This is a genomic window from Leptolyngbya sp. DQ-M1 (assembly GCF_039962505.1).
Classification (GTDB): Bacteria; Cyanobacteriota; Cyanobacteriia; order Leptolyngbyales; family Leptolyngbyaceae; genus Leptolyngbya.
In genome coordinates this window covers 38073-51370 of the sequence record NZ_JAMPLJ010000005.1, presented here as the reverse complement: position 1 = coordinate 51370, position 13298 = coordinate 38073, and the positions used below count along the sequence as shown (strand labels likewise).

Below are 13298 nucleotides of genomic sequence, written 5' to 3'. Positions count from 1 at the left end.
GAGTGGGGACAGAACGGGATGGGCAATTGTAGCCGAATTGCGATCGAACTATCACCTAATTGCCAAACTTTGTAGCATAGAGAGGATGCCGCTCTCAGCACAATTCGTATTTCTTCTTCTAGGGTAACGAGAATGACCTCGAAACTGCCGAACTTGTTGGTACCGGATACCGCCCTGACGGTGGCGGGTCTTACGGCTTACATTCAGTTGCTGATCGAGCAAGATGATCAACTGCGCCAAGTCTGGCTCACCGGAGAAGTGTCGAGTGCGACGCGATATCGCAGTGGGTTGTTTTTCACGCTGCAAGATCCGGATGCGAAGGCTGCGATCCAATGTGTGGTTTGGAATAGTCAGTTGCATAAGTTGGCGACGTTACCCGCTCCAGGTGAACAGTTGATTTTGCTCGGTCGTGTGCATGTGCAGCCGCACCGGGGCAGCTATCAGTTAATCGTCTGGCAAGCGCTTCCGGCGGGGGAAGGCTTACGCGCTCTGCGATCGCGTCAACTCAAGGACCGTCTCGAAGCCGAGGGGCTGTTTGATGCCGATTGCAAGCGCCCGATCCCGACTCATCCGCAAACCGTAGCGGTTGTGACTTCACCGCAAGCCGCCGCTTGGGGAGACATTCAAAGAACGCTAAAGCGACGATATCCCGGTTTACGGGTGCTGTTTTCACCTGCATTGGTACAGGGTGATCAAGCACCTTTGTCGATCGTAGCTGCCATCAAACGGGTTGAGCGAGATAACAGAGCAGATGTACTAATTATATCACGTGGCGGCGGTGCGATCGAAGATATGGTCTGTTTTAATGATGAAAATGTTGTGAGAGCGATCGCGGATTGCCCAATTCCGGTGATTGCGGGGATTGGACATCAGCGCGATGAATCGCTTTCGGATTTGGCGGCAGATCTGGCGGCGCATACTCCGACGGCTGCGGCAGAACAGGCGGTTCCTTGTTTGGCGGATTTGTATGAGCTTCACAACAATCGAGTTCAGTCGCTCAATCTAGCGATGCTGCAATACATGAGCGAGGAGCACGATCGTTTAGCTGGATTGCGCGATCGTATCTCTCGATTGAAGCTCGATCGTGCTTTGAAACAAGAAGCACAAGTCATTTCCTGGCTGCGTCAACGATTGATTCAATCCACGCAAAGACGGTTTCAAATTGCAGAGCAACACTGTCAAATGCTTCAGGAAAAATTGACTACGCTTGATCCGGCATCGGTTCTACAGCGAGGATATGCAGTAGTTCGGGCAGAATCGGGAATTGTGCGATCGACGAACGATGTAACGGTTGGCAAAACCTTAAAAATTCAGCTAGGACAAGGGCAAATTGATGTGACTGTAACCAACGTATCGGCAGATAAAACTGTATAAGTAAAATAGCGATCGAACTTTTACCGATGAATTCCTCTCCTAATGCAAACGCTCAAAAATCGAATCGTTCTTCTGAGCCCTGGAACTATGAAACGACGGTGGCAAAGGTCGAGAAAATTTTGACGCGGATTGAATCAGGCGAATTGGAATTAGCCGATGTGTTTGAGGAGTTTTCGGCTGCGGTTGAATACTTACGCCAATGTGAATCGTTTTTAGCAGAGCGACAAAAGCAGGTGGATTTGTTGATTGAAACGTTGACCGATGAAGCTGAGTTTTAGCAGTCAAAAGTCTCTAAACTACTCTCTAGAACTTCAGCGATCGAGTAAGGGCATTTAGCAGGAAAATCTTCGATCGATAATCCAGTTTCTGCGCTTGCAAGTCGGGTTGCTTTGCGATACTGCTTCTCAAGAATTTCGGTAAGATAGCTTTTAAGACTTGGAGAAGCTTCTAGCGCTTCCTCGATTCGTATCCAATGTTCAACAATACTCAATTCCCAACTTTGTGAGCGACGATCGATTTGATATTGCCACTTCACTAAATGCAATAAAACAATCACTAAATTGCTCGATAGGCTTCTTCGTTCACTTTTTTCAATGTCTTCGATCTCATCCAGTAGATTCTTCCAATCAACCTGGCTATAGTTCTGATGTTTTAACTTTTCGAGTGTGTCCTGAATCCACAAATAATAATCAGCTTCATACAGTTCTGACTGACTAACCTTCAGCTCTGTATTCATGTGAGCCTCACCGCGTTGTAATTCTCTCAATTCTATGCAATGCTGCCGCGCTTTCGCGCTTCTTTGTAAGACGTTCCCACATTTCGCAAGCCGGCTTTGATCATCTGCTGTTCCAGCAAGGCAAAAAATCGCGCACGATCGCCCCCTCGCACGACTGCCTGATTGTGCGCCTCTGCCAAAGCAACCGGATAACCATATCCTTTCTGCACCTGAGCTAAAACCAAACTCAATGCAGAATTCAACAGTGCTGAGTTCTCTGCCACCCAAGCAGGAACCTCAACTCGCGCAATCTCACTGCCTACATTCACATAGCAAAAATGAATGGCATGATCGCCATAAAACTCTTGAATTCGCGCCGAACTTTTCCACAAAGGACTGCGCTGACCTGGCTCTAGCAACATTCCCCAAATTGCCGCATCTTTGAGCGGATCTAACACTTGGCAAGGCGCTCTATCCACCACTTCACTACAATGCGTCGCACAATCAGGAGCAAGATATGCACAACTTTGAAGCCGCAAAAAGTTCATAGCTTCTCCGCTTCGGGATGCGCTGATATAACCCACCAAAGGAACCTCGATCGCTCTCAACTGATCCCAAGCTGCAAGAATCGGCGCAAGAATACGATCGCGAGCCTCAGTTGGTAACTGCTCCAAAAACCAATAAATCAGCGAGCCATCTACCAGCGAAATCGTCGACGCACTCATTTCATCGATTATTGCCTGCGCTAATTCTGCAAGCATCTGCACTTCTAACGCGGTTCGCTGATAGCCCATCCATTCCTCAGTCCGAATGCCCCATTGTCGAGAAACGTAGAGATCTTCAGGACGATAAAACACTTCTGGCAAACTATCGAGCAAGGGGAGTTTACTTTGCCCGTAATGCAGAATGATGCGACCTACATTAATCAAATAGCAATAAGCAATTTCGTGATGACTCGGTGCGATCTGAGAGCCATCTGTCGCGATTACGGTATGAGCAAAGGGAGCAGGATCGATTGCAATCCGTGTATTCAGGGGTTCGATCGGGATGGCTGCGGTAAAACTCAGGCGATCGCGCCACAATTGCTGCATCTCAGTTAGCTCGGCTTGGCGATCGAACGCTTGTGCCATCAGCAAATTTGCACGATCGAGCCGTTGCCGCGTTGCGGTTGCTTCTAGGGTTAGCTGTTGACTAATCCCTTGCATCTGTTGAGCCAGTTTTGTCAGATCTAACATGAGAGCAGTAATTGCGAACTACCCTCATCCTAGAGCTAAGTTGGAAGTTTCAGTACGTTTAAGCTGAATGTAATCAGCGTGAGGAAGGTGATAAAGCCGATCGTATCCAATAAAGTTGTCACTAACGGCCCGCTAACCAAAGCCGGATCAAGCTTCAACCGCTTCAGTCCCATTGGTAAAAGTGTTCCGAGGGTCACGGCAACAATGCTATTGGATGCCATAACGACTGCCGCCACAACTCCGACCCAGCGTTCTTCCGGCTTTGTCCAAATCAGCGACAAGACAAACATCGTTAGACCCAATGCCAAAGCGGTTCCGAGTCCTGCAAGGAGTTCTTTTCGCAGAATTCGCATTGTGTCTTGAGAAGTGACTTCACCGATACCAAGCGATCGAATGGTTACCGTCAGCGCTTGAATGCCAACCGTTCCCCCAGTATTCGAGAACAATGGCATAATCACCGCCAGCACCGGAACGGCTGCGATCGTCGATTGAAACGGCGAAATGGCGCTAGAAGCCCCGATATACAGCGCCATAATCCCTAACAGCCAGGGCACACGATTTCGCAGCTTTTCGATCGGGGTTGAAAGCGATGACTCATCACCGCCACCCCCCGCGAGTTTTTGAATATCTTCGGTGGCTTCTTGTTCAAGAATGTCCACCACATCATCGACGGTAATGATCCCAACCAGCCGATCTTCACGATCGACCACCGGAACTGCTAACAAGTCATAGCGCTTCATCAGTTGCGCCACTTCCTCTTGCTGCATTTCCGTCCGCGCTTTGATCACGCGATCGCTGCCAATGTCTTCAATTTTGGCATCGGGGATCGAGAACACTAACTGCCGCAACGATACAACTTGCTTAAGCTTGCGGTTGTTGTCGGTGACATAGGCGTAGTAGATCGTTTCTTTATCCCGGTCAGCCAATCGAATTTTGCTCAATGCTTCTCCGACGGTTAAACCTTGTCGCAGTCGAACATACTCGGTCGTCATTACCCGACCTGCGGTTCCTTCGGCATAGCCCAAAATCGTCGCTGTGGCTTGCCGTTCTTCCGGGCTGAGTTGTTGCACCAAGCGTTTAACAATTCCAGCAGGCAACTCATCGAACAACTCTGCCCGATCGTCCGGACGCATCGATTCAACAATTTGGCACACCTGAGCATTATGCAGAGAACCCAGCAGCGACTCTCTAACTTCGGGCGGCAGATATTCAAACACATCCGTTGCCTGAGTTTTGTTCAGAAGCCGAAACGTAATCGCTTGCTTTTCAGGTTCGAGTCCGGTGATGTAGTCGCCTACATCAACCGCAGGCAGTTCGTTGAGTTCGAGCTTCAGACGGTTGAGATCCGAAATTCCTCTGAGCGTTGCTCGACTGTCTTGAGTCAGCATTTAACTTTCCTCCTCGATCTTCCTCGCGCTGGAAGACCAAGGCATCCAGGCTAGAAAGTGTACTTTGATATAGATAAATGGACTTCGTCCATGAACTTTGAAGAATTCAACATCAATACCCCTAGCGGGGATTGCTACGTTTATGCTAACTCTGAAACAGCAATTTCACAATGTTTCCGAGAACACGGAGAGCGAAATCCCGTCTTTAGAAGCACCATAGCGCGATCAAGGATCTACCCTAGTTGGTATCATTTCTCTTTCCAGCTACGGGTCACAAAAACAGGATAAGTTGCGACACAAATGATTCGAGGATTTGTTCTTTTTAATCTAGTCTGGTTTATTGTTAGCGGTTGCCGATCGCCCGAACCCCCGTCAGTTGCAGTTTCCCCTTCTCCGGCTGTCGCGACTTCCAAAGCGTCTCCTAACCCTGGTGGTAGGACGATTACGGTAAATATTTTTCAGCTAGATAGCCAGTGCAACAAATTCATCACCTCAAAAGAGACGATCGCGGCGAATCAACCTGTGACTCAGGCGATCGCGAAAACATTGGAAAAGGCAAATAGTGAAAGCTTAGGAGTGGCAGGATATCGGGTCAAAGTGGCATCTAGAGTTGCGACCGTTGATTTCCGCCCGATTCCAAATGCGCGTCGATCGCTGCTCTCGCTGGCAAATTGCGAGCAGTTATCGCTGTTTGGTAGCGTGCGGCGAACGCTGACACAAAATCCCGCTTTAAAGGTTAAGTCGGTGCGATTTACCGATCGGGGTCAATTAATCAAACCGAGGTAGAGTTCATATCGATTCAAAAAAATGCTGCCACAGATTCTGCGTTGACCCGAAATCCCGTAGAGACGTGATTAATCACGTCTCTACGGGATTTCGCTATTTCTGTCTTTGGGAGAATCTAAGATCAATCTGTGATTTCTTAAACTATGGGCAAACTCGCTCTAGGATGCTCGGTATCGATTTGTATTTTCGTTCTTGTACACTTGATAATAAAGGTTAAGGGTTGTAAGCAATATGGATGTAAAGCTCGTCCTACTGGTACTCTCCGGTGTGTTCACGGTTGCCTGTCTTTTCTTTGGGACGCGCAACGGTTTTTATGATACAGATAACTATCATGGCAATGGCTCAGCGCATTAGCATCAGAGCCAGAACGCGGAAAACAGGGTGAAAAATCTACCCTGGATTCCAAATTCAGGATGTATGAATTCTGAGTTTTTCTAGGGTGGATACGTGACGCAATTGGACTGTTTTCCTTACGGTGCGGGACATGGCGAAGAAGGAGTCTGTCTTCTCGTTCGTATGGGTCCCTATCGGATTCTGCTCGACTGCGGGCTGTCAGATATTTCTGCGCTCACGGATGGGAGTGCAGTCTCAAATCCTCCTGACCGCGCTCCGGCAGATGTAGTGTTGTGCAGTCATGCTCACTCGGATCACGCTCAAGGTTTGCTCAGTTTGCATCGCGCTTTTCCGCAGTTGCCGATTTATGCCAGTGAAGTGACGACAGAGCTATTACCGCTTAACTGGCTGGATCAACCGGGTCTAATTCCGCAATTTGTTCATGCCCTGCCTTGGCGATCGCCGGTTGAGTTTCAGGATGGGCTGACGGCTGAACTATTTCCGGCGGGTCATCTTCCCGGAGCAGCGGCGATTTTGCTGACGTATACGCCGCATCAGGGTCGATCGCACTCAATTTTATATACGGGGGATTTCTTTTTATCGAATTCCCGCTTAGTGGAAGGCTTGCGGCTAGAGGAACTGCGGGGATTGCGCCCGGATGTGGTGATTATCGAAGGCTCGTATGGAACGGCACGATTTCCACATCGACGGCAGCAAGAAAATCAGATCGCTGAAAGAATGAGTCGGGTGTTGAGCGAGCGGCGGTCGGTTCTCTTGCCGCTGCCGATGGTTGGACTTGGACAAGAATTGTTGATGCTGCTGAGGAGCCATCACTCGTTTACCGGACGTGATTTAGATATCTGGGTGGATGGTCGGGTCGCGTCTGGGTGTGATGCCTACTTAGCGCTTTTACCGCACTTGCCTGCTTCGGTGCAGAACTTTGCCAAGCATCAATCGCTGTTTTGGGACGATCGCGTTCGTCCACGGGTGCGACGACTGCATCCGGAGCAGCGACCGCTAGTCGGTGAGTCGCCTTGTATTGTGCTGACGGATTTTTCAACAGATTGGCAGGAATTTTGCGAAGATACGCCAGAGCGCTGGCTAATTCTACTGCCGCAACATCTAGAAGAAGGATTGATTGATATCCCACCGAAGTATGCGATCGAAACCTATCTGCTAGCACAACATTGTGATGGGGCAAGTACCACGCAGTTTATTCACAATTTGCGTCCCCAACACGTTATTTTCGTTCACGGTGATCCGAACTATCTATCGGATTTAGCCGGATTAGAGGAATTGCACAACCGCTATCATCTACATTCCCCCGCTTCAGGTAACTTGGTTGAGTTACCAATCGGAGAAACCTTCCTCCAGCCTGCACCACCAGAAACGACTTACGAAGGTGAGCTTGCCGAGCTTGGAACGGTGGTGACGATCACGCTTCCGGAGGCAATCACAAACGATCCGCGATGGCGATCGATCTCTGACACCGGGCTGATTGAGGCGCGTTGGCAGGGTCAAGATTTAGTCTTGCGGGGATTGTCTCAGCGCGAGTTAATGACGCAAAATACCGAACGATCGCCGTCTTGGATGGATAGCTCTGAGAAAGCTTGTTGTTTTCGCTGTCGGCATTTTCGGGGGCAACGCTGCTGGAATCCGAGATCACCGTTGTTTAATTTCAAGGTGACACCGGATGGATATTGTCCAGCGTTTGAGGCGGCTCAAAGCGCAAACACTACATGGAGCGAAGCGAATGAGCCGACTCGCGAAGATGTGGATCAAGCTCCGGGATAGCAGACCTTTGTACCACCTAAACCACAGTAGCCATTGGGATTTTTAGCGAGATACTGCTGATGGTAAGCTTCAGCATAATAGAATTCAGGCGCGTCTAGAATCTCGGTGGTGATTGCTTTGTATCCTGCTTTTGCGAGTTCTTCCTGGTAGGTCTTCAGAGAAGCTTCTGCTGCCTTGCGCTGTTCGTCGTTGTAGACATAGACTCCCGATCGATACTGAGTGCCGACATCATTTCCCTGGCGCATTCCTTGAGTCGGATCGTGGCTTTCCCAGAATACTTTCAAGAGTTGCTCGTAACTGATGACTTTCGGATCGTAAGCCACTAATACAACTTCATTATGTCCGGTCATGCCAGAGCAAACTTCTTGGTAAGTCGGATTTGGAGTGCTCCCTGCGGCATAACCAACGGCAGTCGTGTAAACGCCTTCTTGCTGCCAGAATTTTCGCTCCGCACCCCAGAAGCAACCGAGACCAAAGACGGCGGTTTCAATTCCAGGCGGGAAGGGAGGCTTGAGCGGATGACCCTTGACGAAATGCTTCGCGGGAACGGGCATTGGTTCCGATCGACCTTTTAGCGCTTCATCAGGAGTAGGAATCGCCAGTTTTTTGCCAAATCCAAATAACACCATTGCTTTTTCTCTTAGGTTCATACTTCTTAATTTTAGCGTGAACCTTGGGTGGGATTTGTAGGGTTATCTGGGGTGGAGAGTGGGGAGTAGACTATTTGCACTTCAATTTGGTTGAATCAATCTGGAATTGAATCGTAGAAATGCGACTTTTTCCTGAGAGTTCTTGTGCGCCCAAGAGGTAGCCATCTGCTTTGAGTTCGTCCACAGTGCGCCAAAGAATTTGGTTATTTCGAGAAGAATTACTGCCGAGTAAATCAAGGTTTTTGAACAAGTATCGTTTAGAAACAGAGATGAATTGTCCATCGGTTAAGCTATCCCATTTCATTCGACTTGCTAGATAGATGAGAAGCTTGGTTTTATAATCGCACTTCGCGTTCGTACCCAGCCGTTGAGTAATGTCGAACTGATTCGGAAAAAGGACACAATCCCCGTTTCGAGAACTGTCAAAAAACTCTAGAGAGATCGTGTAAGAATCTGCCAATTCATAAGTGTAATCCGCGGCTTTTGTAATATCAAAATCCCGCGGAGCAGTGTCCACTTCATAATCTTTGATTCGCAGAATGCTTTTAATCATGACTTTTGCGCCACGATTTTGGTGCATTTTTTTGAACGACTGCGCTAATACTAATTCGGTTCGATGCAGCGTGACTAAATCTCGATTCAGTTGCGATCGCAGCTTCGACGCAAATCCGCCATCCTTTGTGCGGGTGTATCCCAAACTTTCAAGTAAATCATTCGATCGGAACGTCACTGTTCCGCCGTTTTGCTGTTGGGCCGCCAATTTATAGAGATACAGCACGATCGAAATCTGACGTGGATTCAGAAACGTCATCAACGCCATAAACATTCTTTGAATCCGGCGATCGTGGACTTTTTCTAATCCATTGCTTACGCCTTTCCGGACACAAGCTGCCCAATCGAGCTTGGCATATTCGGTTTTTAACTCTATTAATTCTTCTTCGGTCAAATTTTCTAGCGGCACTCGACGAATCACAGCAAATTCGCTTTCGTCCTGAGCATCCGCCTCCACTCGCATCTCCAAGTAATAGCCGTTAGCATCCGATCGCAAAATCGGCAGTCGTACATCTGGATTGCGGATGGATGCGCTGGCTCTGGGCAACACCATCAAAAGTTGACTATCGACGGGAAAGGCTGCTTCTAGTGGTTTCATCGCTCTCGAAGATTCTAGACCCCACATATAGTGCCCTACCCTCGGAGTTTTGTCTAGAGGTTAAACGCTATATCTGGAGATTTAGTGCCGGAATGATCCAGGCTGCCCCTATCGCTAGTAGTAATTTCACTCAGTTCTGTAACGCCTGCGTCTGATTTCGATCGCGATCTCTGTAACTGCCGCGTCGATCTTTTCCCTGTAACTCTGTCGTTGATTCGATCCAGGGGTGAAGCTATTTTACGCGATCGCATCCCTCACAAACTCCCTAATTCCCCCGCTCTCCACTTCCCACTGCCTATTCCTCCCCCGTCCAACTTCCCACCTAACTTGTGCCTCTAACTCACCTATCACTCCCCCGGATCGCTGATCCATCCCCTCTTGAGCCTCTGCTGGATCAGTGTTAATCTGCTTTCCACGTCGGTAATGTTTAACCTGCATGACCCGACTAACCTTGTTTGTCTCGAATTAGATTGCGCGATTTCAGGCGACTACCACCGCTTCAAGAAGTCCGCCAATCTAGAATTTCAATTGCATAAGCAAAACCCCTCGAGCTTCCCTACCACAGTCAGCCAAAGGGGTTGATAACCTTGTTTGCCCAAAAAGATTGGGCTTGATTTCTATGTCTAGATATTGTATCAGGTGCGGCACGTCTGCGCCAGGTTCGTGTGCGAATTTATGTCAGAAGGAGCAGGACTGATGGTAACTTCCCTCAGAATTGTTTCTTCTGAAGCGGCAAAATCGATCGAGGGCTACCTTGCGCCCGATCACGAACAAGAATGGTTAATGAGCGGTGTCGATCCGGAGATTATTCGCCGGAATGTACGATCGCTGCATGATACCGACTTCGATCCATTTACTCGCGAGGCGAGTTATCCGATCGCTGAGCGGCTGAATTGGAAAGTGACGCGATTTGGTCAACAAGCGCGGGAATCGGTGCGGGGCTGGTGGGTGAGCGGAATTGATCCGCTTAACCACTGGCAGCGGATGGAGTGGGGACGGTTTAAGCCCGATGCCGATACGCCGATCGTCGATCGCACGAAAAGCAAACCCGCAAAATATCTCAGTCCCAGTCTGGGTAAAGGCTCTAGCCGATTGATTCTGCTCGATGTACCCATGCGGATTTGGCAGAAGGTTGCAGAACGGTTTGAAATCGAAATTGCTGGAGCAACGAACTTTTGGGAATGGGTTTGGCGCAATAATTTGCCGATCGTGCTCACCGAAGGCGAGAAGAAAGCGGGTTGTCTGTTGAGTTTGGGCTATGCCGCGATCGCGCTTCCCGGAATTTTTAGCGGCTATCGGCGCGAAACTCGGCAACTAATCGCAGAACTCGGTCATTTTGCCACGACTCAAAGAACCGTTCACATCTGCTTCGATTACGAAACAAAACCGCGAACCTTACAAAATATTTTTCTTGCGACTTCTCGTTTAGGGCAACTCTTAACCAATGCGGGCTGTCAGGTTAAAGTTATTGCACTGCCAGGTGCTGAAAAAGGCGTTGACGATTTTATTGTGGCTCATGGTCATGCTGCATTTGCAAAACTATATGAATCAGCGGTTGAGCTTGAGTTTTGGCAGGCATCAAAATTATGGTCACTAACCTATACACCCTCACTTACATTAAATCAGCCGTATTTAGGAGATCTGCCTTATCCCGAATCTGGTTTAGCTTGTATTAAAAGTGCTAAAGGAACCGGGAAAACAACAGCCCTACAAGGATTAATCAAAACGGCAACCGTTGCCCCTGGCACAGCGAAAGCTGCCCGCAAAGTTCTGGTGATCACCCATCGCATTCAACTCGGTAAAGCAATTTGTCAAAGTATTGGGATTGATTGGATTACTGATGCGCTGAATTCGGAAAATCCGGGCAGCTATGGATTGTGTATTGATTCGCTGCATCCGAACTCGCGCATCCGGTTTAATGCGGCAGAGTGGGAAGGTGCGATCGTCATTCTCGATGAAGTCGAACAGGTGTTATGGCACGCGCTCAATAGTGCAACTTGCTACAATCAGCGCGTCAGAATTCTCGAAACCCTGCGCGAATTAATCGAGACTGTACTGGCGACCGATGGATTGGTGATTGCACAAGACGCAGACTTGTCAGATGTCAGCATCGATTACTTACGCGGATTGGCAGAAACTCCGGTAACACCTTGGGTGGTGGTGAATCAATGGAAGCCAGAAATTTCTTGGAATGTTTCGCTATACGACACGAAAAATCCTGCACCTTTGATCGATCGCATGGAATCCGTTCTAAAAACTGGAGCCGTTTTCGTCTGCGTCGATTCTCAGAAAGTCCGAGGTCGCTGGAGTTCTAAGAATTTAGAAACTTACCTCAGATTGCAGTTTCCCGAAAAGCGCATTCTCCGAATTGATAGCGAAACTGTTTCCGATCCGGATCATGCTGCTTATCACATTGCTGAGCGCATTAATGATGTTGTGGGTGATTACGATATCGTTTTGGCAACACCCACGATCGGAACGGGAGTCTCGATCGATGTCCGCAATCACTTCCAAGGGGTATTCGGTATCTTCCAAGGGGTAACTCCAGATTCGGAGTCCCGGCAAGCTTTAGCGAGAGTGCGTGAACCGATTCCTCGTTACATTTGGGCAGCACATTTCGGCCCTGGAAAAATTGGTAATGGAAGCTGTAACTACCGCGATGTCGCGCAATCGGTGACGAAATCGGTTCAGTACAACATTGCATTGCTAAAAGATATCGATTTTGATTTGGATGAGCAGAGTAACCCGATCGCGCTGCGGACTTGGGCGAAAATGGCGGCGCGAGTGAATGCGTCTCTGTGGCGCTATCGGCGCGAGTTTCGCAATGGGCTACTGCTCGAAGGTCATACGGTGACATTAGTCACAGACGATTTAACGAAGATGTTTGGACAGTTACCGATTACAGATCAAATGGTGGCTCAACTAAAGACGGGCGTTCTGAACATTCCAGGCTTTGAGTTCTTGGAAGCGCGGCATGACTTGAAAGTGTGCGATCGCATTGCTCAGGTGATTTCTGCGATTCGGACTCGCAATCAAACCGCAGAAGCGATCGCGGTTTCCGATTCTCCAGAAATCACTCCAGCAGAATATTACGAACTCAAAGAACAAGCAGAACAAACCGTTCAGAAACGCTACAGTAAACGCAAGCATGAACTGAAGCGTAAATACAACGTTGAAACGATCACACCAGAGATCAAACTCAAAGATGATGATGGCTGGTATACACAATTGCGATTGTATTACTACCTGACTCGCAATCCAGAATATGTCCGACTCCACGATATGCAAGAGATCGAAGACCATCTAGAGCGCGGAGACGGCAAAATCTCCATTCAGGATGTCAAACTCCTCACCGCTCAAGTCGAAGCATTACGATCGCTAAGAATCCTAGAATTTCTCAAACCCGGAGAGAAGATTCTCGCAACCGATGATTTGGTTCAATTCGTGGCAACAACGGCATTAGAGTGCCGCGACGACATGAAAGCCTTGTTTAGTTTCACCGTGACCGAGAAGCTGGCACCGATCGCGATTGTTCAAACCCTACTCGGCAAAATTGGAGTCAAACTCACCTGTACAGGTCGAGCTGTTGCACCGGATGGACGGCGCGGCGGATTGCGAATCTACAAATACTTTCCACCCCAAGACGATCGCGACTCAATTCTGGCGGAATGGGAAAAGCAGGATCTTGCAATGCTACAAACGCTGATGGAAGTTACAGGCTGTAATGATTTCTCGGAGATCGATGAGTGGATTGAGCAATCTGCCTAACCCCGCCTAACCCCATTGTGCTTGGGGAAGCCATTGTGCTTGGGGAAGGGTGCGATTACCTGCTCTGGCTAGGATCTGGGATAAGCTGAAGTTGTTCGATGTTCG

Annotated in this window: 11 protein-coding genes; 6 read left to right on the top strand and 5 right to left on the bottom strand. The window is 48.7% G+C overall.

The window, feature by feature from the left end; all coding sequences use genetic code 11:
- The first annotated feature begins 132 nt into the window (after positions 1-132).
- Positions 133-1374, top strand: coding sequence for an exodeoxyribonuclease VII large subunit (gene xseA / locus NC981_RS16685; RefSeq protein WP_348243992.1), 1242 nt, complete (start codon positions 133-135; stop codon positions 1372-1374).
- Between the two features lie 26 nt (positions 1375-1400).
- On the top strand, positions 1401-1652 hold the full coding sequence (xseB, locus tag NC981_RS16680) for an exodeoxyribonuclease VII small subunit (protein WP_348243991.1): 252 nt from the start codon (positions 1401-1403) through the stop codon (positions 1650-1652).
- Here xseB and NC981_RS16675 read toward each other — a convergent pair.
- From NC981_RS16675 to mgtE, 3 genes are read right to left on the bottom strand one after another with little or no spacing between them, the layout of a single operon-like run.
- Positions 1649-2110 carry a DUF29 domain-containing protein gene (locus NC981_RS16675; RefSeq protein WP_348243990.1) on the bottom strand — a complete coding sequence of 154 codons (462 nt, stop codon included), beginning with the start codon at positions 2108-2110 and terminating at the stop codon, positions 1649-1651. The two genes, xseB and NC981_RS16675, sit on opposite strands and share 4 nt — an antisense overlap.
- A 32-nt stretch (positions 2111-2142) precedes the next feature.
- A complete protein-coding gene (locus NC981_RS16670) occupies positions 2143-3324 on the bottom strand; it encodes a DNA double-strand break repair nuclease NurA (RefSeq protein WP_348243989.1) in 1182 nt (393 codons plus the stop codon).
- A gap of 35 nt (positions 3325-3359) precedes the next feature.
- Positions 3360-4712: a magnesium transporter gene (gene mgtE, locus NC981_RS16665; protein ID WP_348243988.1), complete on the bottom strand. Its 1353-nt coding sequence runs from the start codon at positions 4710-4712 to the stop codon at positions 3360-3362.
- 300 nt (positions 4713-5012) lie between these two features.
- On the opposite strand from mgtE, the gene NC981_RS16660 reads away from it, so the two are divergent.
- The 3 genes from NC981_RS16660 (at position 5013) to NC981_RS16650 (ending at position 7625) form a co-directional block, all read left to right on the top strand.
- Positions 5013-5498 carry a sporulation/spore germination protein gene (locus NC981_RS16660; RefSeq protein WP_348243987.1) on the top strand — a complete coding sequence of 162 codons (486 nt, stop codon included), beginning with the start codon at positions 5013-5015 and terminating at the stop codon, positions 5496-5498.
- Between the two features lie 231 nt (positions 5499-5729).
- Complete coding sequence (locus NC981_RS16655; protein WP_277881347.1) at positions 5730-5852, top strand: hypothetical protein; 123 nt, start codon at positions 5730-5732, stop codon at positions 5850-5852.
- Positions 5853-5945: 93 nt separating this feature from the next.
- On the top strand, positions 5946-7625 hold the full coding sequence (locus tag NC981_RS16650) for an MBL fold metallo-hydrolase (protein WP_348243986.1): 1680 nt from the start codon (positions 5946-5948) through the stop codon (positions 7623-7625).
- On the opposite strand, the gene msrA is transcribed toward NC981_RS16650, so the two are convergent.
- Positions 7610-8254 (bottom strand): peptide-methionine (S)-S-oxide reductase MsrA, encoded by a 645-nt coding sequence (gene msrA, locus NC981_RS16645; RefSeq protein ID WP_348243985.1) that lies wholly within the window; start codon positions 8252-8254, stop codon positions 7610-7612. The genes NC981_RS16650 and msrA overlap by 16 nt on opposite strands.
- 91 nt (positions 8255-8345) lie before the next feature.
- Entirely contained in the window at positions 8346-9425 is a 1080-nt protein-coding gene (locus NC981_RS16640) for a hypothetical protein (RefSeq protein WP_348243984.1), read from the bottom strand.
- 696 nt (positions 9426-10121) lie between these two features.
- Between NC981_RS16640 and NC981_RS16635 the strand changes: the two genes are divergently transcribed.
- Positions 10122-13193, top strand: coding sequence for a plasmid replication protein, CyRepA1 family (locus NC981_RS16635; RefSeq protein WP_348243983.1), 3072 nt, complete (start codon positions 10122-10124; stop codon positions 13191-13193).
- The last annotated feature ends 105 nt before the right edge of the window (positions 13194-13298 follow it).